Consider the following 24,681-nt stretch of genomic DNA (forward strand, 5'->3'; position numbering starts at 1 on the left):
CGATTCTTACTTGGCGCGGGCGCGGTAAATGGTGTCGAGCCAGACGGCGACGACCAGAACCACACCAACGACGATGCGCTGGAAGGGCGTATCGATGCCCACCAGCACCATGCCGGATTGCAGCGATTGCATGACGAGCGCGCCAAGCATCGCGCCCGCTATGGTGCCGACACCGCCGGCAAGCGAGGTGCCGCCGATGACGGCCGCCGCGATGGTATAAAGCTCATCCAGTTCGCCCTGCGCATTGGTGGCGGCGTTGAGGCGGGCGGTCGAAATCGCCGCAGCGATGGCGCACAGAACGCCCATCAGCGTGAAGATTTTTACCGTCACCCAGCGGGTCTTGATGCCGGCGAGTTCGGCTGCTTCCGGGTTACCGCCAATGGCGAAGACATAACGTCCAAAGCGCAGCCGCGTGGCGATGAAGGTCATCACCGCACCGACCGCAAGCGCCATCAGCACCGGAACCGCAATGCCATGCGCAATGAACAACCCGCCTTCCGGCCAGGCGATGCCATTGGCGTCGGCATAGTTGCGGGCAATGTTGATCGGCCAGGGGTAGCTGTTCACCACGGCAACGAAACCGACGACGATGAGGCAGCCGAGCGCCACCAGAAAATATTCCGCCCAGACCGGCCGCAGCGGAAAACCGAAACGGCGGCGCTGATGGCGGGAATTGAGAATGGCCGCGACGATGGCAACGCAGGCAACGACAGCGGCGATCCAGCTCCATGTCGCACCAATCGAGCCATTGGTGCCGCCGCCCATCAGACGGAAGGTGGAATCCATCGGCGCAACGGTACGGCCACTGGTGATGAACCAGGTGCCACCGCGCCAGACAAGCAACCCGCCGAGCGTGACGATGAAGGATGGCACGTTCAGGAAAGCAATGATCGAGCCCTGCAACATGCCGATGGCGCCGCCGACGAGAATGCCGGTAAGAAGCGTGACGATCCATGTCGCCCAATGTTCGAAACCGAGTATCTGCGGCAGGATTTCCGCCTGCATGACACCCATGATCATGCCGGAAAAACCGAGGATCGACCCGACCGACAGATCGATATTGCGGGTGACGATGACAAGCACCATGCCGGTTGCCATGACAGCCACGGACGCGGTCTGCACTGAAAGGTTCCAGAGGTTTCGCGGTGTCAGGAATAGTCCGCCGGACAGGATATGAAATCCGATCCAGATCAGAAGAAGCGCGCCGACCATGCCGAGCAGCCTGGTATCCAGCTCCGTGGCACTGATGAAGCGCGTTATCGAGCCTGTCTTTTCCGTCTTTTGCGACGCTGTGGAATTGGATTGGGTCATATCGGCCATGAACTGCCGGTCCTCCTTACATCTGAAAGGCGCCACGCCACCGATGTGGCGCAGCGCCCAAAGCTGGACCCTTGGGTCTTAGTCGCAGGCCTTGACGGTTCCGGCCTTCACACCCTGGCAGGCCGTTTCCTTCTTGATCCAGCCGGCATCGATGACGACGTTCAGATTGTCCTTGGTAATCGCGATCGGCTTGAGGAAGACCGACTGCATCGCTACCTTTTTCGGACCGCCATCAAAGCTGGTGACGCCCTTGATTTCCGTCATCTTCTTGCCGCCGGCCAGTTCCAGTGCGATGCCGGCTGCTTCCTTGCCGAGTTCGCGGCTGTCTTTCCAGACCGATACCGTCTGCGTGCCGAGTGCTACGCGGTTAAGCGCAGCGAAATCGGCATCCTGACCTGAAACGGGAACCGAACCGGCCATGCCCTGCGCAGCGAGAGCGGCAATGGCGCCACCGGCCGTGCCGTCATTCGAGGCGACGACCGCTTCCACCTTGTTGTTGTTCTTGGTCAGGAACTGTTCCATGTTCTTCTGGGCATTTTCCGGCTTCCAGCCATCGGTATAGGCTTCGCCGACATTCTTGATCTTGCCGCCATCAATGGCTGCCTTCAGCACTTCCTGCTGGCCGGCAAAAAGGAAGTCCGCATTCGGATCGGAAGACGAACCCTTGATGAAGACGTAGTTACCTTCCGGCTTCACCTTGAATACCTCAGCAGCCTGAAGGCGGCCGACTTCCTTGTTGTCGAAGGTGATGTAGAAGGCGTTCTGATTTTCGATTAGGCGGTCATAACCAACGACCGGAATACCTTCGGCAACGGCCTTCTCCACCGCCGGGCCAATCGCGTCGCTATCCTGCGCAAGAATGATCAGCGCATTGGCGCCCTGCGAAATCAGCGACTCCACGTCGGTCAGCTGCTTTGCGGCGGAAGACTGCGCATCGGCGGAAATGTATTTCGCGCCGGCCTTGTCGAGTGCTGCCTTGATGGCCGCCTCATCCGTCTTCCAGCGTTCCTCCTGGAAATTCGACCAGGAAACGCCAACAACGAGATCAGCCGCGATGGCGGCAGTATGCAGGGAAACGAGTACGGCAGTACCCGCCAAAAGCTTGGCAAACGAATTCATGATGTCCTCCCGGTAAGGGCGAAGCCTGCACCTCCATGCAGGGATAACGCCCGGAAAAAAGCTGACGGTCTCTGTGATTTCACAATTTTCTCGACAGTCGAGAAAATTAATGTCAGAGATTCCCAATGCTGTCAACAACGGCTGCGGGCAGCAACCGGGTGCCTTGATCTTCTCTGTGGCATGCGCCATCAGACAGGATGAGCACGACAGGAAAAAGCCGTTCAGGGAGCAGGCCCCAGCCCATGTCCGCCATTGCAAGTACGGAACTGGTGCGCCAGAAAAACAGCCTGTCGGTTATGACGGCCCTGCGCCTGCACGGCAGCCTTTCCCACACGGACATGTCTTCCTTCACCGGGCTCGCCTCGGCCACCGTCTCCGCAATCACCATGGAGCTTGAGCGCGCCGGCCTCATTCTACGCAAGGAACAGCTCGCCGCCACCGGTCGCGGGCGGCCGCGCATTCTCTTTGCGCCGCGCGGTGCATTCTGCCACGTCGCCATCGTCATCATCTCCTCCGACAGCGTGCAATATTCGCTGGTCGATTATGCCGGCAAGCTGGTGGATCGTTTCACCGAACAGAGGTTAGCTGCCGAAAAAGGCACATTCGGCGCGGCAATACTCGCCGGCCTCGCACGGCTTGCAGACCGCTCGCGCATCGACCGCCACGATATTCTTCAGGTATCGATCAGCAGCAAGGGGCTGGTGGATGCAGCGGCGGCAACGCTCGTCTGGTCGCCGGTGCTCGGTAATGAAAGGATCGATTTCCGGCAATTGCTTTCCGCTGACGGCCGCAATCGCGTCACACTGAACAACGAAACCCTGCTCGCCGCCAAGGCCATCCGGATGCGCGAGCAGACGAAAAACGACCCGGCGCCGGAAGCACTCGTCACCCTGTCGCTCGGCCACAGCATCGGTCTTGGCATCGCCCGCTCCGCAGGCGATACAATCGAGGTCAGCGCTCCCAATTTCGGCCATATGCTGCATCTGGCCGATGGCGCCCTGTGCCGCTGCGGCACCAAAGGCTGCATCGAAGCCTATTCCGGGTTCTACGCCATCCTGCGCTCGGCTTTCGAAGCCCCGCCGCAGGCCGAACCGGCCAAATTTGTGCCGATTGCCGAAGTAGACAAGATCGCCGCTTCAGCCCGCGGCGGTGCCCGCATGGCACGTTTTGCCTTCCGCACCGCCGGTCTGGCACTCGGCAACGGTCTTTCACGCCTGTTCAGCCTGCATGGCCATATGCCGGTTTTCGTGACCGGACCCGGCACCCGTTATTTCGATCTTCTGGAAAGCGGCCTGCATGATGGCCTTGCGCAATCCCAGGCGGTGCGTTTCGGCGGCATGCCCAAAATCAGCATCGCGCCAGACGAACCGGAACTGGTATTCGAAGGGCATATGGAACACGCGCTTTCCGCTGCCGACGACTATATATTGAGCGCCGATGGTCCTGAGAGACAGGCAAGAAATTCTGGCGACTGACGGATACCAACCGCGCTTCTACAACGGCACGCAACCACTCGCTGCTTCCTCAAAGCCGGCGTAGGCCTTCGCGATGCGTCGTATTTTCCGGCAACTTAACTTCACTGGCGACCCCAAGCCACACCAAAAACTGGATGAAATTCCAACCGAGATCGACTTGTCCCGCTTCGAGCCCAAGCCGCGCAGAGTCCGGAAAAGCATGGTGGTTACCATGAAAGGACTCGCCGAAAGTGACCACTGCTGCTGTGGGAATATTGTAGCCCTGCACGGCGACATTATCGACTGCCCATCCCTGATGTCCCCCGCGATGCGCAAAATGGCCAACAAGCCAATGCCCTGTCAATGAAACCGAAATGCGTACCGCAATGCCCCACACCACCCAACTCCAGCCGCCGAGAAGATAAAACAACAGCATCCAGGGTAGTTGCTGCGCCATCCAGCTACGCTCCAGAAACTGATAGAACCTGTCATTCGCAACCTCCGGCTCAATAACGAACGTAGGCGGATTCTTCAGTACGACTGAGCAATGCATTTGCCACCAAGCATCTCCAAAGAAGGAACGCCGGTGCGCATGGAGGTCATGGCACGTTGTTTGCCGTTGGGCCCAATCGCGGATGTCATGTGCGTAAATCATACCAAAAGGCCCAGCCATACCAACCAGCGTGCCAAGATAGACCAGCAAGCGCTCAACAGTCTTGCCGGTGCGGAAGGAGCGGTGGATCAGCAATCGGTGCATCCCCACCGAGTGCCCCGCGCAAATGGTAATCCCGGTCATGACAACGAACAGAGTGAAACTGCTCCAGGAAAATGTCAGCGGTCCGAATACCACCGCCGCGGCGGTCATCGACCCCACCCAGAGCGATTTTGCTGGCATCCAGCATACCCGCCCCTCGCTTGCATCGGAAAACGGTTGCGAGATCATGCGTCCTGTGGAAATCGCCATCACAATGTCCTTTCCGTGCCGCTCGCACGCTTGCTTCGCCAGCCAGCAAATGGTACTTATTTAGTCTATTAGCTAATTACCTTTGTAGCCGATTTTTTTAATTAGGCAATTAGCTAATTAACTCAGGCGCCGATACTTATGGATTGCCAATGAAAGACAGGACGACGTGACTGGGCAGAAAAATGATTCCGATATGCTGGCAGAACAGGTAACAACTCCGCCCATGCAACTGGTTTTCGAGGCGCTCGCATCCGCCCCGCGCCGCAAAATCCTGGCCTATCTCTCCCATACGGATCTTACGGCCGGCGAAATCGCTGCGCGCTTTGACATGTCAAAGCCTTCCATCTCACAGCATCTAAATGTGTTGGAAACCGCCGGTTTGATTTCCGGCAAGCGTGAGGGCCAATTCATTCGTTATTCGCTGACACCGAACAAGCTGGTGAACACACTCAACGGCTTCGTCCAGGATGTCTGCCCCGTTGGCCGGCCGCTTAAGAAGGAAAGCAAGGAGCTGGCGAAGCTGAAGTCGGATGAAACGACGTGAAAGCTCTATTGTGAACCGTTGAGAGCCCCGAAGCCTGCGAGCAATTCGGGGAACTGACAACAATTGCTAAAGGCTCAGGCCCGCTCGGCTACGGAAACGGTCTTTTCCTCGGTGCCTGTCAAAAGCCGGACGAATTTATCAAGACCGGCCGCCTGATCCTTGTTGAGCAACAGGCCCTGCTTCGTGCGCCGCCAGAGAATATCTTCTGCCGCGCAGGCCCATTCATGCTGCACCAGAAAGCGAACCTCGCATTCGTAAAGCGTGCCGCCGAAATGGCGGCCGAGGCCGGATATATCGGTGGCCGGGCCGAGCAGATCTACCGCTTTGGTGCCGTAGTTCCTGACGAGGCGTTCCGCATGGCGGCGCTCAAGAAAGGGATAAAGGTCAATCAGTCCCCTCACTTGATTTTCATATCTCTCCGCGCCGAAATCGCCACCCGGCAGGTGGGAGCCCGCCGTCCATGGCTTGCCCTTCTCGCCGATGGCCGTGCCGATCTTTTCCAGCGCATGTTCGGCCAGCCGCCGATAGGTGGTCAGCTTGCCGCCGAAAATGTTGAGGAGCGGGGCTTCGCCGTTCCCCTCTTCCAACTTCAGCACGTAATCGCGGGTGGCCTCCTGTGCTTTCGAAGCACCGTCATCAAAAAGCGGCCGCACGCCGGAATAGGTCCAGACGATATCTTCCGGCTTTACCGCGTCGCTGAAATAGTCGCTTGCGGCATTGCAGAGGTAGGAAATCTCTTCCTCCGAGATGCGCACCTTCGCCGGGTCGCCCTGATAATCGCGGTCCGTTGTGCCGATCAGCGTGAAATCCCGCTCATAGGGAATGGCGAAGATGATGCGGTTATCAGGGTTCTGGAAGAAATAGGCGCGCGGATCGGAAAACTTCCTGCGCACGATGATGTGGCTGCCCTGCACGAGCCGGACATTATGAACATCCTGGCGGCCAAAGACGCCTGAAAGCACCTTGTCCACCCAGGGGCCGGCGGCATTCACCAGCATGCGCGCCTTGTGCGTGGCCGCCCGTCCGGTTTTTTCGTCCAGCGTTTCGATGAGCCAAAGGCCGCCTTCACGCCGCGCGGAGACGACCCGTGTGCGGTTCATGATCGTCGCGCCGCGATTTGCCGCATCGCGCGCATTAAGCACCACGAAACGGGCGTCATCCACCCAGCCATCGGAATATTCGAAAGCCTTGGCGAAAGCCGGCTTCAGCGGCTTGCCCGCCGGGTCTCGCCTCAGATCGAGCGTGCGGGTTGCCGGCAGAAGTTTGCGGCCGCCGAGATTGTCATAAAGAAACAGACCGAGCCGGACCATCCAGGCCGGGCGTACGCCGCCCTTCTGGATGGGCAGAACGAAGCGCATCGGCCAGATGACATGCGGCGCCATGGCCCAAAGGATTTCCCGCTCCATCAGGGCTTCGCGCACCAGGCGGAATTCGTAGTGTTCGAGATAGCGCAGGCCGCCATGAATAAGCTTGGTCGCGGCAGAAGAGGTGCCGGAGGCAAAATCGCCCTTTTCCGCAAGCGCCACGGAGTAACCCCTGCCCACCGCATCGCGGGCAATGCCGCAGCCATTGATGCCGCCACCGATGACAAAAAGATCGAAAATATTCTCGCCGGACATAGAGCCTCCACGACAGCGCAGGGGATCGTATCCCCATCGTTGAAAGACAATTGCCATAAAAACGAAAACAAAACGAATGTCAAAAGAAAACAAACGAAACACGTTACGGCAAAGGCGGGCGGCCACTGCCCGCCGTCCACCGCATGGCCAGCGTCTTAGGGCGTCTGTGTTTCAGCCATGTGTCGGCTAGAACATTTCCAGTAAAAGCGGAATCGCTTTTACGTCTAGACAATGTGTCAAAACAAAAGGTTAGGACAGTTCTCGTGAACCGTTGTTCACGGGAACTGCCCCAACCTGCTCAAGCTCATAGAGCACGCCGCCCATGTCCTTCGGGTGCAGGAAAAGCACGGGATTGCCATGCGCGCCGATCTTCGGCTCGCCATCGCCCAGAATCCGGACGCCTTTTTTGACGAGATCATCGCGGGCCACGACAATATCAGGCACTTCGAAGCAGAGATGATGGGTGCCGCCGCCCGGGTTCCTGTCGAGGAAAGCGGCAATCGGCGAGCTTTCTCCGAGCGGATGAAGGAGTTCGATCTTGGTGTTGTCAGCCTGAATGAACACCACCGTCACACCATGTTCGGGCAGGGATTGTGGTTCCGATACATCTGCGCCAAGCGCCCTGTAACGGGCAATGGCGGCATCGAGATCGGGCACCGCGATGGCGACGTGGTTCAATCTTCCAAACATGGGTGTTTTCCCTCACGCGTTGCGCCTGACGCCTTCCAGCAGGTCGAGAACCTTGTTGGCGGCGTCCATGACATTGGTGCCGGGTCCGAAGATTGCCGAGACCCCGTGGTCGAGCAGGAACTGATAATCCTGACGCGGAATGACGCCGCCAACGACGACGATGATGTCTTCCGCACCCTTGTGTTTCAGTGCCTCGACCAGCTGTGGCGCCAGCGTCTTGTGGCCGGCTGCCAGCGACGACATGCCAACCACATGCACCTTGTTCTGAACGGCAAGATCGGCCGCCTCGTTGGGCGTCTGGAATAGCGGGCCGGCCAGCACATCAAAACCGATATCGCCGAAGGCGGAGGCGATGACCTTCGCGCCACGATCATGCCCGTCCTGCCCGAGCTTGGCGACCATGATGCGCGGTTTGGTGCCGATCCTTGCCGCAACGCCGGAAAGCCGGGCGGCAAGCGTGGCCAGCTCCGGCTCGTCCTTATAGGCTTCACCGTAAATATCGCTCACCACCTCCGGCACGGCAGCGTGATCGCCGAAGGCTACGCGCAGCGCATCGGAAATCTCGCCGACCGTGGCCCGGGCGCGGGCGGCGGCGACTGCCGCTTCGAGAATATTGCCCTTGCCGCTGCGGGCGACTTCGGAAAGCGTGGCGAGCGCCTTGGAAACATCTCCACCATCCCGGCGACGTTTGGTGTCCTCAAGCCGGCGGATTTGTGCCGCACGCACGGCGGCGTTGTCGATATCGAGGACATCGATATCCTCTTCGGTCTCCAGCCGGTAGCGGTTGACCCCGACGATGACCTCTTCCCCTTTGTCCACGGCTGCCTGTCGGCGTGTCGCGGCCTCCTCGATCAGCCGTTTCGGCAGACCGTCCGTCACGGCCTTGGTCATGCCGCCAAGCGCCTCGACTTCCTCGATCAGCGCCCAGGCCTTTTGCGCCAGTTCGTCCGTCAGGCTTTCGACATAATAAGAACCGGCCAGTGGATCGACGACCTTGGTGACGCCGGTTTCATGCTGGAGGATAAGCTGGGTATTACGGGCGATACGGGCGGAAAATTCCGTCGGCAGGGCAATGGCTTCATCGAAGGAATTGGTGTGCAGCGACTGCGTACCACCAAGCACGGCGGACATGGCCTCAAAGGCGGTGCGGACAATGTTGTTATAGGGATCCTGCTCCTGCAGGGACACGCCGGAAGTCTGGCAATGGGTGCGCAGCATCAGCGACGAGGCCTTTTGCGGCTTGAACTCTTCCATGATGCGCGACCACAGGAAACGCGCGGCGCGCAGCTTTGCCGCCTCCATGAAGAAATTCATGCCGATGGCGAAAAAGAACGACAGGCGGCCGGCGAAATCATCGACATTCAGCCCTTTCGCAAGCGCGGCCCGCACATATTCCCGCCCATCCGCCAGCGTGAAGGCAAGCTCCTGCACCAGCGTCGCGCCCGCCTCCTGCATGTGATAGCCGGAGATCGAGATGGAGTTGAATTTAGGCATCTCTTTCGCGGTATACTCGATGATATCGGCGATGATGCGCATCGAAGGTTCGGGCGGATATATATAGGTATTGCGGACCATGAACTCCTTGAGGATATCGTTCTGGATGGTGCCGGAAAGTTTTTCACGGGAAACGCCCTGTTCTTCGCCAGCGACGATGAAATTGGCAAGCACCGGAATAACCGCGCCATTCATGGTCATCGATACCGAGACTTTTTCGAGCGGAATGCCGTCGAACAGGATTTTCATGTCCTCGACGCTGTCAATCGCCACGCCGGCCTTGCCGACATCGCCTTCCACCCGCGGATGGTCGCTATCGTAACCACGATGGGTGGCGAGATCGAAAGCCACGGAAACGCCCTGCTGGCCGGCGGCAAGCGCCTTGCGGTAGAAGGCATTTGAGGCCTCCGCCGTGGAGAAACCGGCATATTGGCGGATCGTCCATGGCCGCCCGGCATACATGGTGGCGCGCGGGCCGCGGGTGAAGGGCGCAAAGCCCGGCAGGCTTTCGAGATGCGACGCGTTTTGCAGGTCGTCGGCCGTATAAAGCGGCTTGACGTCAATGCCTTCAGTCGTGTGCCAGACGAGTGTTTCCGGTGACCGCTTCAGCTCCTTTTCGGCAAGCTGCAGCCAATCCCGCACCGTTTTTTCACCCGACATGCATCTCTCCCCTTCTGCATTTCATCTTAGCACTGTGGCGGGTGATCGTGACGAAAATCGAACGATCCGCCCGCAGGTCCGACCCCGTAAACCGCTCCGGCCCACATGCGTTCCGGAAAAACGGCAGCGGCCATCACTCGAATTCGAGGATCACCTCATCCACGGCAAGGCTGTCGCCCGGCTTTGCCGAAACTTTCGAGACGCGGCCGCGTTTTTCCGCACGCAGGATGTTTTCCATCTTCATGGCCTCAACCGTCGCCAGCGCCTGACCAGCCTCCACCTCGTCACCCTCGCTCACCGTGATGCCGGTGATGACGCCCGGCATGGGGCAGAGCAGCAGTTTCGAGGTATCCGGCGGCAGTTTTTCCGGCATCAGCAACGCCAGTTCCGCCACGCGTGGGCTGCGCACGCGGGCGACAACATCCATGCCCCGCCAGCGAAGGCGGATCGCGGCCCCGGCAAGATCGACCTTGGCAGCGACTACCTCGCCCGCCACTGTGAACAGCCCGAGCCTCTGGCCGGGAAGCCAGCCGGTGTCGACCGTCAACGCTGTGCCGTCCTCAAAACGGATCGCCGTGCCATCTGCGCCGGTTTCAACGCCGACCCGGTGACGGGAAGCGCCAAACGACACGACCCAATCCTGACCGACAATGCGGCGATGATTGCCGATGGTGCCGGAAATTTCCACCGCGCGGTTCTGCAACCGCTGCTGAATAATGGCCGCAATGGCGGAAAGCTGACGCGCTGAAGCCTCATCAGGCTCGACGCCGGAAAAGCCTTCCGGAAATTCTTCCGCGATAAAGCCCGTCGTCAGGCGCCCGGCGCGAAAACGCTCATGCTGCATGACCGCCGACAGGAACGGCAGGTTGTGGCCGATACCCTCCACCTCGAAACGGTCCAGCGCCTCTCCCATGGCGTCGATTGCCGTTTCGCGGTCCTTACCCCAGCTGCACAGCTTGGCGATCATCGGATCGTAATACATCGATATCTCGCCGCCTTCGAAAACGCCGGTATCGTTGCGGATGACGGTGCCGTTTTCCTGCTCGCCTTCCTGCGGCGGGCGATAGCGCGTCAGCCGGCCGATGGAGGGCAGGAAGTTGCGATAGGGGTCTTCGGCATAAAGCCGGCTTTCGATCGCCCAGCCGTTCAGCCTCACATCCGCCTGCCCGAAGGACAGCTTTTCCCCGGACGCGACACGGATCATCTGCTCGACCAGATCAATGCCGGTGACGAGTTCCGTCACCGGATGCTCCACCTGCAGGCGGGTGTTCATTTCCAGAAAATAGAAATTACGGTTGCCATCAACGATGAATTCCACCGTTCCGGCCGAATGGTAGCCGACGGCCCTTGCCAGCGCCACGGCCTCTTGTCCCATTGCATGCCGAGTTGCCTCATCCAGAAATGGCGACGGCGCTTCCTCGATGACCTTCTGGTTGCGGCGCTGGATCGAGCATTCGCGCTCACCGAGATAAAGAATATTGCCGTGCCGGTCGCCCAGCACCTGTATCTCGATATGGCGTGGCTGGGTGACGAATTTCTCGATGAAGATGCGGTCGTCGCCAAAAGAGGATTTCGCCTCGTTTTTCGAGGACTGGAAACCCTCACGTGCCTCGGCGTCGTTAAAGGCGATGCGCATGCCCTTGCCACCACCGCCGGCAGAGGCCTTGATCATCACGGGATAACCGATCTGTGACGCGATCTTGACCGCCTCTTCGGCATCGTCGATCAGCCCCATATGGCCGGGAACGGTGGAAACACCCGCTTCTGCCGCGAGTTTTTTCGAGGTGATCTTGTCACCCATCGCCTTGATGGCGCCAACGGGCGGGCCGATAAAAATGACGCCCGCCTTCTCCAGCGCCTCGGCAAAGGCGGCATTTTCCGACAGGAACCCATAACCCGGATGCACCGCATCCGCCCCGGTCTTGGCGATTGCCTCAAGGATTTTGTCGATGACGATATAGGACTGCGACGAAGGGGCCGGGCCGATATGAATGGCCTCATCAGCCATCTTTACATGCAGCGCATTGGCATCTGCATCAGAATAGACCGCGACGGTGGCGATGCCCATTTTCTTAGCCGTCTTGATCACCCGGCAGGCGATTTCGCCACGATTGGCGATGAGGATTTTCTTGATCATGCGGTTATTCTCCCCTCGCATCGTCATCATCGTCGCGGAATTTCTTTTCATAGGGCATCAGCAAGATCGCCGAGGCAGCGGCCGCCGCGCCGAACAGGGACGCGATGGGCACGACGACCAGCAGCACCGGCACGACAGGATTTGCGGCCCGGCCGATCCGCGCGCCCAAACCGCCAATATCGAGAAGGAACAGTGCCGCACCGACGCAGATACCGATCAAAACACCAACCGCCGCATTGAGCGCCATGAAGCGCAGCATCTGCCGATGATCTTGCTGCGCGGCCTCCGGTGTCAGCCTGGGTTTCAGGTTACGATTGCCGGATGTCTTACCGGAGCCAGGGTGACGCCGCTGCCGCAGCCAGCGATGCAGCCAATCCATATCGATCTGAAATATACCGACACCCATTTCGCCTCCCTCCTCCATTATCAAACTTCACCCCGTCACCTGTCGCTTTCCGCTGAGGAATCCGCAGACACGGTCAGATAGGAAAAGGGCACGGCATCCGTCAGCCAAACGCCGTTATCGGCCAGGTAGAAACGGCAACCATCCGCAAACATCTTGGTGGCATCGACAATCAGGACCACAGGCTTTCCATGCCGTTGTCCGACGGCAAGCGCCGTCGTCCGGTCAGCGGAAAGATGAACCTGTTGCCTTTCCCCCGGGCGCAATCCTTGCTGCAGGATGGAATCGAGAAAACGCGTCGCCGTACCGTGAAACAATTGCGGTGGCGGCTCGGCCGGCGGCTGGCCAAGATCAACCTTCACGGAATGCCCCTGCGCCGCCCGGATGCGGCGACCATCTTCTGACAGCGTGAAGCGCTTCTTGTCGCTTTCGGCGACGACCGCAAGCAAGCCTGCCTCATCGAGCGGCGTGCCGCTCGCATTGGCTTTTGCCAGCAGGTCTGCGACATCTGCCCAACCCTGATGATCCAGAGTGAGGCCAATACTTTCAGGCGCATGGCGCAGAACATAACTCAGGAACTTGCTGGTTGCTGCCGACATCGAATTTCATTCCCCGCTGGTAGATGACAGCACACTCAAATCTCGAAAAAATTCTCGAAGGATTCAGGGAAATTCTGCCGGGCGACACGCTCGTCGATGACAAGCATCGCTTGGTAGGACAGCGGATCGAAATTTTTTTCCGCCGGAAGAACTTCGCGACCGAACAGCAGGTTGAGACGGGCAGCGTCGAGATTACCCCGCTCGAACGGTTCCGGACCGAAATGGTGCCAGAGCGAGTGCAGGAAAGCGGCGTCGATGCGATGTTCCTTGGAGTCGTCGCGCGCTCTGCGGGGTATCATCTTGATGGGCGTTACCCCTTTGGGGTTGGCGCGGCGGATGGTGAACTGGACGCCCGTGCTTGGCATGCCGGAGGGAAACCCCTTGTGTTTGGTCATTTCGGGCAGGTTCGCCATGTCTTTTCCTTCCAGAAGCATTTTCAGTAAAAGCGGGTTTGCTTTATGTCCTGAGAATGCGCAAATTCAAATAATGGGAGCGCTTCCACGGTCCAATAAACCAGAAGCGCTCCAGTCTCTCGTTACTTGCCGATCTTGTCCTGCGTCTTCGTCTCGAAGTCGGAGGCATCGTGGCGTTCATGCAGTTGTTCGGACGGATCGCCCGAGGTCTTGTTGACGATCACGCCGCGTTTTACCGCCCGGCGTTCGCCGATTTCAAGCGTCCAGCGCATGAGGTTCTTGTAGCCATCGCCTTCAAGGAAAGCACCGGCATCACCATAGGCCTGACCGATCGCGATCTTGCCATACCACGGCCAGACGGCCATGTCGGCAATCGTGTATTCGTCACCGGCCAGATAACGGTTTTCGGCGAGATGCCGGTCCAGCACGTCCAGCTGGCGTTTCACTTCCATGGCGTAACGATCGATGGCGTATTTGATCTTCACCGGCGCATAAGCGTAGAAATGCCCGAAACCGCCGCCGAGGAAGGGGGCGGAGCCCATCTGCCAGAACAGCCAGTTCAGCGCCTGCGTGCGGGCATTGCCCTCTTTCGGCAGGAAAGCGCCGAATTTTTCCGCGAGATAAACGAGGATCGAACCGCTTTCGAAAACCCGCGTCGGCTCTGATGTCGAATGATCCATCAGCGCCGGGATCTTGGAATTCGGATTGACGCCGACAAAACCGGAACCGAACTGGTCGCCTTCGCCGATCTTGATCAGCCACGCATCATATTCGGCGCCCTTGTGGCCAGCGGCCAGCAATTCTTCCAGCATGATGGAAACCTTCTGGCCATTCGGCGTCGCCAGCGAATAAAGCTGCAGCGGATGTTTGCCGACTGGCAGTTCCTTTTCATGGGTGGGACCGGCAATCGGGCGATTGATATTGGCGAACTGGCCGCCATTGCCCTTGTCCCAGGTCCAGACCTTGGGCACTTCATATCCAGCGGGGAAATTATCTGCAGAGGAATTTTCGGCCATAAAACTCTGTCCTTGTGCGTTTCGGGAGGGCATCCGAAGGTCCGGGCGCCTGAACATCATTATAGTAAGGTGGCCGAAGCATTTTTCCAGCCCCGTAGCGGATCAGAGCGGAATGGTATCGTGTTTCTTCCAGCGGGTTTCGACACTCTTGTTGCGCAGCGAGGCAAATGCACGGGCGATGCGGCGGCGCGAGGAATGCGGCATGATCACCTCGTCGATGAAACCACGTTCCGCCGCCACGAACGGATTGGCGAAACGCTCCTCATATTCCCTAGTGCGCGCGGCAATCTTCTCGGGATCGGCAAGCTCGGAGCGATAGAGGATTTCCGCCGCACCCTTGGCGCCCATGACCGCGATTTCCGCCGTCGGCCAGGCGTAGTTCACATCTGCGCCAATGTGCTTTGAGGCCATCACGTCATAAGCGCCGCCATAGGCTTTGCGCGTAATCAGCGTCACCATCGGCACCGTGGCCTCCGAATAGGCGAAGAGAAGTTTTGCGCCGTGCTTGATGACGCCGCCATATTCCTGCGCCGTACCCGGCAGGAAGCCCGGCACATCCACCAGCGTCAGCAGCGGAATGTTGAAGGCATCGCAGAAGCGCACGAAACGGGCGGCCTTGCGCGAACTGTCGATATCGAGGCAGCCGGCCAGCACCATCGGCTGGTTGGCCACAACCCCCACAGTCTGGCCTTCGAGACGAATGAAGCCGGTGATGATGTTGCGGGCAAAGGCCTCCTGCAACTCGAAGAAATCGCCCTCGTCGGCCAGCGCGTGGATCAGTTCCTTCATGTCATAGGGCTTGTTGGAACTGTCGGGAATCAGCGTATCCAGCCGTGCTTCCAGCCGCGCCGGGTCGTCATGGAACGGGCGCACCGGCGGCTTTTCGCGATTGTTGAGCGGCAGGAAATCGAACAGCAGCCGCACATGCTCCAGCGTTTCGATGTCGTTTTCGTAAGCGCCGTCAGCGACAGAGGATTTTTTCGTATGGGTGGAGGCCCCGCCCAGCTCTTCGGCCGTGACGATTTCGTTCGTTACCGTCTTCACCACATCCGGCCCGGTGACGAACATGTAGGAGGTGTCGCGCACCATGAAGATGAAATCCGTCATGGCGGGCGAATAAACGGCACCGCCGGCACATGGCCCCATGATGACGGAGATTTGCGGCACGACGCCGGAGGCGACGACATTGCGCTTGAAGACGTCGGCATAACCGCCGAGCGAGGCGACACCTTCCTGAATGCGCGCGCCGCCGCTGTCGTTGAGCCCAATCACCGGCGCGCCGTTCCTGACCGCCATATCCATGATCTTACAGATTTTCTGGGCGTGGGTTTCCGAGAGCGAACCGCCAAGCACGGTGAAATCCTGGGAAAACACATAGACCTGCCGGCCATTGATGGTGCCCCAGCCGGTAACGACGCCATCGCCGGCGATCTTCTGGCCCGCCATGCCGAAATCCACCGCCCGGTGGGTGACATACATGTCGTATTCTTCGAAGGAGCCTTCATCCAAAAGCACGTCGATGCGCTCACGCGCGGTCAGCTTGCCCTTGGCATGCTGCGCCTCGATGCGCTTGACGCCACCGCCGAGCCTGGCCTCTTCCCGCCGCGTTTCCAACTGCTCCAGAATGCCGGGCATGTTTCCTCCATGCGTTGTCATTACGATCCATAGCCCAGAAAATAGTCGTCCAGAAGCCTTGATCGTGCGCGTATGCGTGCCATAAATATTTGCAATATTAAATTTTGCAAAGTTGCAACATGGCGACGGAAAAACTCTTCATCGGCCGCAAGGTTCGCGGCCTTCGCGAAAATGCCCGCGCCACGCAGGCGCAATTTGCCGAACGGCTGGGCATCTCCGCAAGTTACCTGAACCAGATCGAGAATAACCAGCGTCCGGTTTCGGCCAGTGTTCTGGTGACGCTGGTGGAGAAATTTCAGCTCGACATGGCGGAACTGGCGACCGGCGAAAACGACCGGCTGGTTTCCGCCGTGCGCGAGGCGCTGAAAGATCCGCTGTTCATGAATTACGAACCGGGGCTTCAGGAATTGAAGCTGATTGCCCAGAACGCTCCCGGTTTTGCCCATGCACTGCTGCGCGCCCATCAGGCTTACCGGCAGAACAGCGAACAGCTGGTGCAGCTGGACGACCGGCTGGGCCGCGGCACCGCGCAGGTGGAAAGAACCCCCTATGAGGAGGTGCGCGACTTCTTCCACTTCGTCGACAATTACGTCGCCGAAATCGACCTTCTGGCCGAGGAGCTGGCGCAGGAACTGGAGATAGAAGGCGGCGAGACCTACGGCATTCTGGCGGCGCATCTGCGCAGCCGTTACGGCATCCACATCACAAGAACGGAGGCGGCGGGCGGTCTGATCCGGCACTACGATCCTGCCGGCAAAACCCTCGCGCTCAGCTCCTACATGGCAGCACCAACCCGCAGCTTTCAGCTGGCATTGCAGATCGCCCAGCTTCACGCCGGCGCTTCGATAGACAGGCTGCTGGCCGGCGCCGGTTTCCGCAATGCCGAAGCCGCGGAAATCTGTCGTATCGGGCTGCACAATTATTTTGCCGCAGCCCTCATCCTGCCCTATGGCCGCTTTCACCGGGCGGCGCAGGAACTGCGGCATGATCTCGAGCTTCTGGCCGTGCGTTTCGGCGCGAGCCTAGAACAGGTGGCGCATAGGCTCAGCACGCTGCAACGGCCGGGCTTGAAGGGCGTGCCGATCTTCTTTGCCAAGATCGACCGCGCCGGCAACATCACCAAACGCCACAGCGCTACACGGCTGCAATTTGCCCGTTTCGGCGCGGCCTGTCCGCTGTGGAATATCCATCAGGCTTTCGAAAGCTCCGACAGGATCGTGCGGCAGCTGGCGGAAACGCCTGACGGCGTGCGCTATCTTTCCATTGCCACCCAGATCGAAAAGGCCGGTGCCGGTTTCAATACCGAGAGGCCGCGTTACGCCATCGCGCTCGGCTGCGAAATTTCCCATGCGCAGAATTTCGTTTATGCCGATACGCTCGATCTCGGCAACTCAGCCTCCTTTAAACCGATCGGCATTTCCTGTCGGGTCTGCGAAAGGGTAGATTGCGTGCAGCGCGCCGTACCGCCGCTGAAACGCAAACTGCAATTCGACCACCTTTCGCGTGGAGCATTGCCCTACAGCATCGCAGATTTTTAGCCTTTGGAGCCCGCTTATGGCAGCGGCACCATGGCGCGACGCATGATATTGGCATAATAACCCCAGAAAAGCCGGGCGGCCACGGAGCGCCACGGCGACCAGAGTGTCGCCCGCTCCGCCAGCCATTTCGCTTCCGGCCTCACTTCCAGATCAAGCGCATGCGCCACTGCCGATCTCAGAGCCACATCGCCGACCGGAAAAATATCCGGATGTCCGCCGCAGAACATCAGATAGACCTCCGCCGTCCATGGGCCGATACCACGAAGCGCGACCAGCTCGGAAAGGGCAGTTCCCGGCTCCTTGCGCACCACGCCATCAAGATCGACCTGCCCTTCCGTCACGGCACGCGCCAGCCCTTCCAGCGTCGTTGCCTTGGCACGGGAAAGGCCAAAGGTGGCGCGCCGCTCCTCCGGTACGGCGAGATAATTTTCCGCCGTAACCACGCCATCGGTGCCGGCAAGGATTCGCGCCCAGATGGCATTGGCGCTGGCACGCGACACCATCTGCGAGACGATGATGTGGGCAAGGCCGGCAAAGCCGGGTTCATGAATGCGCAGTTCCAGCGGGCCGGCTTTTTCGATGACGAGGCTGAGCGCAGGATCGAGGCGGGCGAGATGCTCCAGCCCTTCGTTGATATCATCCATTCTGGTAATGATTTTCATCTTCGCATTCCGTATCCGCCCCACACGCAGCCGGCTGGCGGGGTGCTTTAAAACATGGCAGAAGAAACCATGCCTTCGCCTCTCCGTCAAAAACCGCTTTACCGATTTGCGCCAAGCCCTAACGGCCTGCTGCATCTCGGCCATGCGCTTTCCGCCTTCCTGAACCATGATATGGCGCGGGACAATGGCGGTCGCTTTCTGCTGCGTATCGAAGATATCGACCAGACGCGCTGCACACCGGCGTTAGAGCAGGCGATCTATGACGATCTCGGCTGGCTGGGGCTAGCCTGGGAAAAACCTGTCAGGCGTCAATCCGATCATTTCGATGCGTATCGCGTGGCGCTGGACAGGCTGATCGACGCGGGCCTTGCCTATCCTGCCTTTCTGAGCCGTGGAGAAACCAAGGCGATCGTCAAAGCCTTCGAGGCCGATGGCGGGCTCTGGCCGCGCGATCCGGATGGCGCGCCGCTCTATCCATCGGTGGACCGCGAAAGGCCCGAGGCGGAACGGACAAAATTCCTCGCCGCCGGTCAGCAACATGCCTGGCGGCTTGATATGGAAAAAGCGATCCGCGCCGCCGGCAGCCCCCTGTTGTGGCAGGAGAGCGGCGATGGCGAGACGGGGAAAATCGAGGCCCAGCCGGCACTCTGGGGTGATGTGGTGCTGTCGCGTTCCGACGCGCCTTCGAGCTATCATCTTTCCGTTGTGGTGGATGATGCGCTGCAGGGCATAACCCATGTGGTGCGCGGCATGGATCTGTTCCACGCAACCACCATTCACCGGCTGCTGCAACACCTGCTGGACCTGCCGCAACCCGTCTATCACCATCACCGGCTGATTTTGGGCGCGGACGGGCGCAAGCTTTCGAAAAGCGAAGGCAGCACCGGGCTTGCCGCCCTTCGCGCCGAAGGGGCGACGCCCTCAGATATCCGCCGGCTTGTCGGCCTCCTCTAGCGCCCGCTCGCGGCGAGCGCCGTTGCCGCCGATATTGCGGCGGATGATCTGCCGCACCTTGTATTTCATGAGTGCGGCATTGACCTCCGCACCCAGCATGAAGATGACGCCGACCATATAAAGAAAAACCAGCACCACCATGACAGAGGCGAGACCCGCATAGGTCGCGGCATAATTGGCGAAGGTGGAGAGGTAATAGGCAAAGATTGCTGCACCGATGACCCAGAAGATCATCGTCAGCAAAATGCCGGGCCAGACGTCCCAGATGCGCCGCTTGCCGGCAGGAAGCCACAGATGCGCGGCCACCAGCCCCGCCGTCAGCACGACGATGGTGCCATAAAGACCGAGGTTGGAAATGGTGTTCAGCACATCCGTCAGCCATGGAAACCGCTCTTCGGCAAAGGAGGTGGCGACCGGCACGGCGACCAGCACGATGCTGATGCCGGTAAAGACCACCACCGCGATCAGCACATAAAGCAGGCTGAGCAGACGGGTAATGTACCACCAGCGTGTTTCGGTGACGCGATAGGCGCGGTTCAGCGAAATTCTCAGCGCCTCGACGCCATTGGAGGCAAAATAGGCGGCGGCCAGCACCGAGATCGTCAGCAGTCCGCCGCGCGGAATGGTGAGCACCTGCTGCACCTGCGCCGCAAGCGGCCCGGCAATCGCTTCCGGCCAGGTGTCGAAAATCAGATGCACCGCCGTTTCGGAAAACTGGTCGGCGCCCAGAAAACCGGCCAGAGCCGTGCCGAAGATCAGGAACGGGAAAAGCGCCAGAAGAATGGACAGCGCCATATGGCTCGCCATCGCCCAGCCGTCATCCTCGGCGAAATGGGAATAGGCATCGAAGGCAACCTTGCCTGCCAGGCGCACTGCGGCAACCATGTCACCTCCATTCATCGGCATTTCATTTGTAACTTCGAGCCGAATATGGGAAATCAGCTTTGCTTTGTACAGCGCGCAAACCCGTCTTTCGGTTCCCGCCGGGGCACGAATTTTGCGCAATTCAATTTTCACGGGCCGGACCATCGGGCCAGAACACCATTCGGCTTTCCGGAGCGGCAGATGTCTGAAAAACCCGTCATCATCATCACCGGATGTTCCTCGGGCATCGGCGCTTATTGCGCCGGCGCACTCCAGCGGGACGGCTGGCGGGTCTTTGCCACCGTGCGCCGCATCGTCGACATGGCCGCGCTTGAAAATCAGGGCATCGAAACCCTGATCATGGACTACACCAAACCCGAGACCATTGCCGCGCTGGTGGATACCGTCGCAGCTCGGACCGGCGGCCGCATCGACGCGCTGTTCAACAACGGCGCCTATGGCCAGCCCGGTGCGGTGGAAGATCTGCCGGTGGAGGCGCTGCGGGCACAGTTCGAAACCAATGTCTTCGGCTGGCACGATCTCACACGACGGGTCATTCCCTTCATGCGCAAACGTGGTTCAGGCCGTATCGTGCATTGCTCCTCCATTCTCGGCCTCGTACCCTATCGGTATCGCGGCGCCTACACCGCCTCGAAATTCGCGATCGAGGGGCTGGGCGTGACCCTGCGCATGGAACTTCAGGGCAGTGGCATCCATGTGAGCCTGATCGAACCCGGTCCGATCGCCTCGAAATTCACGGCGACGGCGCTTGCCCATGTCAGGGACAAGATCGATCTCGAAAATTCAGCCCATGCGGTGGAATATAAACGTCAGCTGGCGCGCATGGATGGTTCAGGCCCCGTCAACCGCCACAAGCTTGGCCCCGAGGCCGTTTATGCCGTGCTGAAACACGCCCTGACCGCCGCGAAACCAAAACCGCATTATCCCGTCACCGTTCCAGCCAAACAGGGTCTGTTGCTGAAACGGCTCTTGCCTGCCGGACTGTTCTATCGTCTGCTGCGCAGATTCGATTGAGGAGGAGTAACCCCTAAATGTCCGGCTTCACCAGTGTTCTGGCCCTTATCGTCATGGGCCTTGTCGTCATCGTGCTGATACGTGGCCTTTTCAACATGCTGAAGGGACAGGACGCCAACCGTTCCAACAAGCTGATGCAGCTTCGTCTGCTGTTACAGGCCATCGCCATTGCACTGATCATGCTGACACTCTGGCTCACCGGCGGCGGCCGCTGACATGGTGAAATTGAACAAGATCTACACCCGCACTGGCGACAAGGGCACGACGGCGCTGGTTTCCGGCCCGCGCCGCCTGAAGCACGATATGCGCGTCGAGGCCTATGGCACGGTGGACGAGACCAATTCGGCCATAGGCATGGTGCGGCTGCATACGAGCGGGCTGGAAAAGCTTGATGCCATGCTGTTCCGCATCCAGAACGACCTCTTTGATCTCGGCGCCGACCTCGCCACACCTGACAGCGGCGAGCCGCTGTCCTACGAACCGCTGCGTATCGTCGAAAGCCAGGTTACCCGGCTCGAAAACGAAATCGACGAACTCAACGCGACGCTCGAACCGCTGACATCTTTCGTGTTGCCGGGCGGCAGTGCCGCAGCGGCCAATCTGCATATGGCGCGCACGATCTGCCGCCGCGCAGAAAGGCTGATGGTGGCCCTTTCAGTCACCGAGAACGAGACCGTCAGCCCAGCGGCCATCAAATACGCCAACCGCCTGTCCGACTTCCTGTTCGTCGCAGCGCGTTTCGCCAATGAAACGGGCAAGGCCGACATTTTATGGGTTCCCGGCAAGAACCGCTAAAAACCTGAGACAATCGCGCAATCAAAGGGCATTCGATGTTCATACCGCTGCACGACGCGAATTCCCTGAAACACATCCGGCTGCAATATGTCACGATCGGCCTGATCGTCGTCAATGTGCTGGTCTGGCTGTTTACCGGCGTGCTTGCCAGCGACACGGAGGCCAATGCCGCCGCACTTGGCCTCGGCTTCATTCCGGCAGTGGTGTTCGATTATGCCTATCTGGAACCGGCCCTGCAGGTGGTGCCTGATGACCTGACTGTCGTCACCTATGCGTTCCTGCACCTCGATTTCTGGCATCTGGCCGGTAACATGCTGTTTCTCTGGGTCTTCGGCGACAATGTCGAGGACGCGCTTGGCCATTTCCGGTTCCTGATCTTCTATCTCGCCTGCGCCATCGCCGGTGCGCTGCTGCACGGTTTTGTCGGCCCGACGTCGGAAGGACCGTTGATCGGTGCATCCGGCGCGGTTTCCGGCGTCGTCGCGGCCTATTTCCTGCTGCACCCCAAAGTGCGTGTCTGGGTGCTGGTCTTCATGCGAATTCCGCTGCCCCTGCCCGCCTTCATTCCGCTGGCGCTGTGGATTGGCCAGCAGTTCTTGATGCTGGCGCTCGGGCTGGAAGAAAATGTCTCCTGGGGCGCCCATGTGGGCGGCATAGTGGCAGGCGCCGTCATGGTGCTTTTCATGCGCAGGCCGGGCGTTCCGCTGTTCGACCGCACCATTGTTCCGCCGAGGGCGGCGCAGTTCAAGAATCCGTCGCAAACGGCAGGGTTGTCGCAAATCGAACGGGGCTATGACGGGGGCGGATAAGCCCGTTCGGAAGAGATAAAGTATTTACGTTAACGTCAACGTAAGATATGCCTTACGTGCATGTGATAATGAACATTGCTCCGTTGTATTTGCGGGAAAAATGCTTATCCATGTCGCCAACCTGTTTTTGGAGGTCCGCGCGGTCTATTCACCAAGCGGACAGGAGTTTGAGGAAAGCCGCCGATGAAAATCCTTGTCCCCGTTAAACGAGTCGTCGATTACAACGTGAAGATCCGCGTGAAATCGGATGGTTCTGGCGTTGAGCTTGCCAATGTGAAGATGTCGATGAACCCGTTCGACGAAATCTCGGTGGAAGAGGCGCTTCGTCTGAAGGAAGCCGGCAAGGCCGAAGAAGTTGTGGTCGTGTCCATCGGCCCGGCCAAGGCGGAAGAAACGCTGCGCACGGCGCTTGCCATGGGTGCAGACCGCGCCATTCTGATCGAGACCGACGAAACGGTAGAGCCGCTTGCCGTTGCCAAGCTTCTGAAGGGCGTGGCAGAGGCTGAACAGCCCGGCCTCGTCATCGTCGGCAAGCAGGCGATCGATGACGATTCGAACCAGACCGGCCAGATGCTCGCAGCGCTTCTCGGCTGGGGCCAGGGCACCTTCGCCTCGAAGGTCGAGCCTTCTGACGCCAAGGTTGCGGTCACCCGCGAAGTCGATGGCGGCCTGCAGACCGTTGAGCTGAAGCTTCCCGCCGTTGTCACCACCGATCTTCGCCTGAACGAGCCGCGTTATGCCTCGCTGCCGAACATCATGAAGGCCAAGAAGAAGCCGCTCGATAAAAAGGCTCCGGCCGATTTCGGCGTCGATGTTTCGCCGCGCCTCAAGGTGCTGAAGACTGAAGAGCCGGCAGGCCGCAAGGCCGGCATCAAGGTCCGTTCGGTTGCCGAGCTGGTCGAAAAGCTCAAAGCCGACGGCGTCCTCTAAGGTTTAGGAAAAGGGAGATATTCTCATGGCCATTCTTCTTCTGGCAGAACACGACAACGCAACCCTTTCCGACCTGACGGCAAAGACGCTGACGGCAGCAACCCAGATCGGCGGCGATGTCCACGTGCTGGTCGCCGGCTCCGGCGCGAAGGGCGCTGCCGATGCGGCAGCAAAACTATCCGGCGTTTCCAAGGTGCTCCTTGCCGACGACGCCTCCTATGCCAACTCGCTGGCAGAGCCGCTGGCAGCGCTGATCATCTCGCTCGCACCGTCCTATGATGTGATCCTCGCACCAGCCACCGCATCTGCCAAGAACGTGTTACCGCGTGTGGCAGCGCTTCTCGACGTCGCGCAGGTTTCGGAAATCATCGAGGTCGTCAGCCCGGATACCTTCAAGCGTCCGATCTATGCCGGCAACGCCATCCAGACCGTGCAGGCAACCGACGCCAAGAAAGTCATCACCGTGCGCCCGACCGCTTTTGCGGCAGCAGCGGAAGGCGGTTCGGCAGCGGTTGAAACCATCGGTGCTGCCGAAAATCCCGGCCTCTCCAGCTTCGTTTCCGATGCACTGGCCTCGTCCGACCGTCCGGAACTGACATCTGCGAAGATCATCATCTCGGGTGGCCGCGCACTTGGCTCCTCGGAAAAGTTCAAGGAAGTCATTCTTCCCGTTGCAGACAAGCTGGGGGCCGCCGTCGGCGCAAGCCGCGCCGCAGTGGATGCCGGTTATGCACCCAACGACTGGCAGGTCGGCCAGACCGGCAAGGTGGTTGCGCCGCAGCTTTACATCGCCGCCGGCATTTCGGGCGCCATCCAGCATCTGGCCGGCATGAAGGACTCGAAGGTCATCGTGGCCATCAACAAGGACGAAGAGGCACCGATTTTCCAGGTTGCCGATTACGGCCTCGTCGCCGATCTGTTCGAGGCGCTTCCAGAATTGCAAAAGGCGCTTTGATTTTAACCACCCAAGCAAGGCGGCGCGTTTTTTGAACGCGCCGCCTTCTCTTTTCCGGCGATATGCGTAACA

Annotated in this window: 24 protein-coding genes; 10 read left to right on the top strand and 14 right to left on the bottom strand. The window is 59.5% G+C overall.

The window, feature by feature from the left end:
- Positions 1 to 6 precede the first annotated feature (6 nt).
- Both PL640_RS10015 and xylF read right to left on the bottom strand, forming a co-directional pair.
- A complete protein-coding gene (locus tag PL640_RS10015) occupies positions 7 to 1,311 on the bottom strand; it encodes a sugar ABC transporter permease (RefSeq protein ID WP_371338322.1) in 1,305 nt (434 codons plus the stop codon).
- An 87-nt stretch (positions 1,312 to 1,398) separates the two neighbouring features.
- Positions 1,399 to 2,439 (bottom strand): D-xylose ABC transporter substrate-binding protein, encoded by a 1,041-nt coding sequence (xylF, locus tag PL640_RS10020; RefSeq protein WP_271361741.1) that lies wholly within the window; start codon positions 2,437 to 2,439, stop codon positions 1,399 to 1,401.
- A 242-nt stretch (positions 2,440 to 2,681) separates the two neighbouring features.
- On the opposite strand from xylF, the gene PL640_RS10025 reads away from it, so the two are divergent.
- Entirely contained in the window at positions 2,682 to 3,914 is a 1,233-nt protein-coding gene (locus PL640_RS10025) for an ROK family transcriptional regulator (RefSeq protein WP_271361742.1), read from the top strand.
- Between the two features lie 49 nt (positions 3,915 to 3,963).
- On the opposite strand, the gene PL640_RS10030 is transcribed toward PL640_RS10025, so the two are convergent.
- A complete protein-coding gene (locus tag PL640_RS10030) occupies positions 3,964 to 4,860 on the bottom strand; it encodes an acyl-CoA desaturase (RefSeq protein WP_271361743.1) in 897 nt (298 codons plus the stop codon).
- Between the two features lie 220 nt (positions 4,861 to 5,080).
- On the opposite strand from PL640_RS10030, the gene PL640_RS10035 reads away from it, so the two are divergent.
- Positions 5,081 to 5,401, top strand: a complete 321-nt coding sequence (locus PL640_RS10035) for a metalloregulator ArsR/SmtB family transcription factor (RefSeq protein ID WP_142841760.1) — start codon at positions 5,081 to 5,083, stop codon at positions 5,399 to 5,401.
- Between the two features lie 74 nt (positions 5,402 to 5,475).
- Here PL640_RS10035 and PL640_RS10040 read toward each other — a convergent pair whose 3' ends face one another.
- The 9 genes from PL640_RS10040 to PL640_RS10080 all read right to left on the bottom strand — a co-directional run bounded on the left by PL640_RS10040 (position 5,476) and on the right by PL640_RS10080 (position 16,067).
- Positions 5,476 to 7,020 carry a glycerol-3-phosphate dehydrogenase gene (locus PL640_RS10040; protein WP_271361744.1) on the bottom strand — a complete coding sequence of 515 codons (1,545 nt, stop codon included), beginning with the start codon at positions 7,018 to 7,020 and terminating at the stop codon, positions 5,476 to 5,478.
- Between the two features lie 249 nt (positions 7,021 to 7,269).
- The gene (mce, locus tag PL640_RS10045) at positions 7,270 to 7,710 is read right to left on the bottom strand and encodes a methylmalonyl-CoA epimerase (RefSeq protein ID WP_271361745.1); all 441 of its coding nucleotides are present in this window, start codon (positions 7,708 to 7,710) and stop codon (positions 7,270 to 7,272) included.
- 12 nt (positions 7,711 to 7,722) lie between these two features.
- A complete protein-coding gene (scpA, locus tag PL640_RS10050) occupies positions 7,723 to 9,864 on the bottom strand; it encodes a methylmalonyl-CoA mutase (protein WP_271361746.1) in 2,142 nt (713 codons plus the stop codon).
- 133 nt (positions 9,865 to 9,997) lie between these two features.
- Positions 9,998 to 12,001, bottom strand: a complete 2,004-nt coding sequence (locus PL640_RS10055) for an acetyl-CoA carboxylase biotin carboxylase subunit (RefSeq protein ID WP_271361747.1) — start codon at positions 11,999 to 12,001, stop codon at positions 9,998 to 10,000.
- A 4-nt stretch (positions 12,002 to 12,005) separates the two neighbouring features.
- A complete protein-coding gene (locus PL640_RS10060) occupies positions 12,006 to 12,407 on the bottom strand; it encodes a hypothetical protein (protein ID WP_193559523.1) in 402 nt (133 codons plus the stop codon).
- Between the two features lie 35 nt (positions 12,408 to 12,442).
- On the bottom strand, positions 12,443 to 13,003 hold the full coding sequence (locus PL640_RS10065; protein ID WP_271361748.1) for an RNA 2'-phosphotransferase: 561 nt from the start codon (positions 13,001 to 13,003) through the stop codon (positions 12,443 to 12,445).
- Positions 13,004 to 13,038: 35 nt separating this feature from the next.
- On the bottom strand, positions 13,039 to 13,416 hold the full coding sequence (locus tag PL640_RS10070) for a hypothetical protein (protein ID WP_046799812.1): 378 nt from the start codon (positions 13,414 to 13,416) through the stop codon (positions 13,039 to 13,041).
- A gap of 122 nt (positions 13,417 to 13,538) precedes the next feature.
- Complete coding sequence (gene yghU, locus PL640_RS10075) at positions 13,539 to 14,432, bottom strand: glutathione-dependent disulfide-bond oxidoreductase (protein WP_271361749.1); 894 nt, start codon at positions 14,430 to 14,432, stop codon at positions 13,539 to 13,541.
- Positions 14,433 to 14,534: 102 nt separating this feature from the next.
- Positions 14,535 to 16,067 carry an acyl-CoA carboxylase subunit beta gene (locus PL640_RS10080; protein WP_022562997.1) on the bottom strand — a complete coding sequence of 511 codons (1,533 nt, stop codon included), beginning with the start codon at positions 16,065 to 16,067 and terminating at the stop codon, positions 14,535 to 14,537.
- 119 nt (positions 16,068 to 16,186) lie between these two features.
- On the opposite strand from PL640_RS10080, the gene PL640_RS10085 reads away from it, so the two are divergent.
- Positions 16,187 to 17,605, top strand: a complete 1,419-nt coding sequence (locus PL640_RS10085; RefSeq protein WP_271361750.1) for a helix-turn-helix domain-containing protein — start codon at positions 16,187 to 16,189, stop codon at positions 17,603 to 17,605.
- A gap of 14 nt (positions 17,606 to 17,619) precedes the next feature.
- Here PL640_RS10085 and PL640_RS10090 read toward each other — a convergent pair whose 3' ends face one another.
- Positions 17,620 to 18,267: a DNA-3-methyladenine glycosylase family protein gene (locus PL640_RS10090; RefSeq protein WP_271361751.1), complete on the bottom strand. Its 648-nt coding sequence runs from the start codon at positions 18,265 to 18,267 to the stop codon at positions 17,620 to 17,622.
- 54 nt (positions 18,268 to 18,321) lie between these two features.
- On the opposite strand from PL640_RS10090, the gene gluQRS reads away from it, so the two are divergent.
- Positions 18,322 to 19,221, top strand: a complete 900-nt coding sequence (gene gluQRS / locus PL640_RS10095) for a tRNA glutamyl-Q(34) synthetase GluQRS (protein ID WP_271361752.1) — start codon at positions 18,322 to 18,324, stop codon at positions 19,219 to 19,221.
- On the opposite strand, the gene PL640_RS10100 is transcribed toward gluQRS, so the two are convergent.
- A complete protein-coding gene (locus PL640_RS10100) occupies positions 19,189 to 20,106 on the bottom strand; it encodes a YihY/virulence factor BrkB family protein (RefSeq protein ID WP_142841478.1) in 918 nt (305 codons plus the stop codon). The two genes, gluQRS and PL640_RS10100, sit on opposite strands and share 33 nt — an antisense overlap.
- Before the next feature lie 180 nt (positions 20,107 to 20,286).
- Here PL640_RS10100 and PL640_RS10105 point away from each other — a divergent pair, with 180 nt between their 5' ends.
- The 6 genes from PL640_RS10105 (at position 20,287) to PL640_RS10130 (ending at position 24,609) form a co-directional block, all read left to right on the top strand.
- Positions 20,287 to 21,120 (top strand): SDR family oxidoreductase, encoded by an 834-nt coding sequence (locus PL640_RS10105; RefSeq protein WP_271361753.1) that lies wholly within the window; start codon positions 20,287 to 20,289, stop codon positions 21,118 to 21,120.
- Positions 21,121 to 21,137: 17 nt separating this feature from the next.
- The gene (locus tag PL640_RS10110; protein ID WP_142856156.1) at positions 21,138 to 21,335 is read left to right on the top strand and encodes a twin transmembrane helix small protein; all 198 of its coding nucleotides are present in this window, start codon (positions 21,138 to 21,140) and stop codon (positions 21,333 to 21,335) included.
- Between the two features lies 1 nt (position 21,336).
- Positions 21,337 to 21,915, top strand: coding sequence for a cob(I)yrinic acid a,c-diamide adenosyltransferase (locus PL640_RS10115; RefSeq protein WP_271361754.1), 579 nt, complete (start codon positions 21,337 to 21,339; stop codon positions 21,913 to 21,915).
- Positions 21,916 to 21,950: 35 nt separating this feature from the next.
- Entirely contained in the window at positions 21,951 to 22,724 is a 774-nt protein-coding gene (locus PL640_RS10120; RefSeq protein ID WP_271361755.1) for a rhomboid family intramembrane serine protease, read from the top strand.
- 183 nt (positions 22,725 to 22,907) lie between these two features.
- Positions 22,908 to 23,654 carry an electron transfer flavoprotein subunit beta/FixA family protein gene (locus tag PL640_RS10125; protein ID WP_271361756.1) on the top strand — a complete coding sequence of 249 codons (747 nt, stop codon included), beginning with the start codon at positions 22,908 to 22,910 and terminating at the stop codon, positions 23,652 to 23,654.
- Positions 23,655 to 23,679: 25 nt separating this feature from the next.
- Positions 23,680 to 24,609, top strand: coding sequence for an electron transfer flavoprotein subunit alpha/FixB family protein (locus tag PL640_RS10130; RefSeq protein WP_142841482.1), 930 nt, complete (start codon positions 23,680 to 23,682; stop codon positions 24,607 to 24,609).
- Positions 24,610 to 24,681: the final 72 nt, after the last annotated feature.

This window comes from Agrobacterium sp. ST15.16.024 (assembly GCF_027956545.1).
GTDB classification, from domain to species: Bacteria; Pseudomonadota; Alphaproteobacteria; order Rhizobiales; family Rhizobiaceae; genus Agrobacterium; species Agrobacterium cucumeris.

Coding starts and splice junctions, on each gene's coding strand:
- PL640_RS10090 (WP_271361751.1), bottom strand. CDS start 18,267: ATGAAAATCATTACCAGAATGGATGATATCAACGAAGGGCTGGAGCAT.
- PL640_RS10125 (WP_271361756.1), top strand. CDS start 22,908: ATGAAAATCCTTGTCCCCGTTAAACGAGTCGTCGATTACAACGTGAAG.
- xylF (WP_271361741.1), bottom strand. CDS start 2,439: ATGAATTCGTTTGCCAAGCTTTTGGCGGGTACTGCCGTACTCGTTTCC.
- PL640_RS10065 (WP_271361748.1), bottom strand. CDS start 13,003: ATGTCGGCAGCAACCAGCAAGTTCCTGAGTTATGTTCTGCGCCATGCG.
- PL640_RS10015 (WP_371338322.1), bottom strand. CDS start 1,311: ATGACCCAATCCAATTCCACAGCGTCGCAAAAGACGGAAAAGACAGGC.
- PL640_RS10115 (WP_271361754.1), top strand. CDS start 21,337: ATGGTGAAATTGAACAAGATCTACACCCGCACTGGCGACAAGGGCACG.
- PL640_RS10100 (WP_142841478.1), bottom strand. CDS start 20,106: ATGGTTGCCGCAGTGCGCCTGGCAGGCAAGGTTGCCTTCGATGCCTAT.
- scpA (WP_271361746.1), bottom strand. CDS start 9,864: ATGTCGGGTGAAAAAACGGTGCGGGATTGGCTGCAGCTTGCCGAAAAG.
- yghU (WP_271361749.1), bottom strand. CDS start 14,432: ATGGCCGAAAATTCCTCTGCAGATAATTTCCCCGCTGGATATGAAGTG.
- PL640_RS10055 (WP_271361747.1), bottom strand. CDS start 12,001: ATGATCAAGAAAATCCTCATCGCCAATCGTGGCGAAATCGCCTGCCGG.
- PL640_RS10110 (WP_142856156.1), top strand. CDS start 21,138: ATGTCCGGCTTCACCAGTGTTCTGGCCCTTATCGTCATGGGCCTTGTC.
- PL640_RS10040 (WP_271361744.1), bottom strand. CDS start 7,020: ATGTCCGGCGAGAATATTTTCGATCTTTTTGTCATCGGTGGCGGCATC.
- PL640_RS10035 (WP_142841760.1), top strand. CDS start 5,081: ATGCAACTGGTTTTCGAGGCGCTCGCATCCGCCCCGCGCCGCAAAATC.
- PL640_RS10130 (WP_142841482.1), top strand. CDS start 23,680: ATGGCCATTCTTCTTCTGGCAGAACACGACAACGCAACCCTTTCCGAC.
- PL640_RS10060 (WP_193559523.1), bottom strand. CDS start 12,407: ATGGGTGTCGGTATATTTCAGATCGATATGGATTGGCTGCATCGCTGG.
- PL640_RS10105 (WP_271361753.1), top strand. CDS start 20,287: ATGTCTGAAAAACCCGTCATCATCATCACCGGATGTTCCTCGGGCATC.
- gluQRS (WP_271361752.1), top strand. CDS start 18,322: ATGGCAGAAGAAACCATGCCTTCGCCTCTCCGTCAAAAACCGCTTTAC.
- PL640_RS10070 (WP_046799812.1), bottom strand. CDS start 13,416: ATGGCGAACCTGCCCGAAATGACCAAACACAAGGGGTTTCCCTCCGGC.
- PL640_RS10080 (WP_022562997.1), bottom strand. CDS start 16,067: ATGCCCGGCATTCTGGAGCAGTTGGAAACGCGGCGGGAAGAGGCCAGG.
- mce (WP_271361745.1), bottom strand. CDS start 7,710: ATGTTTGGAAGATTGAACCACGTCGCCATCGCGGTGCCCGATCTCGAT.
- PL640_RS10085 (WP_271361750.1), top strand. CDS start 16,187: ATGGCGACGGAAAAACTCTTCATCGGCCGCAAGGTTCGCGGCCTTCGC.
- PL640_RS10025 (WP_271361742.1), top strand. CDS start 2,682: ATGTCCGCCATTGCAAGTACGGAACTGGTGCGCCAGAAAAACAGCCTG.
- PL640_RS10120 (WP_271361755.1), top strand. CDS start 21,951: ATGTTCATACCGCTGCACGACGCGAATTCCCTGAAACACATCCGGCTG.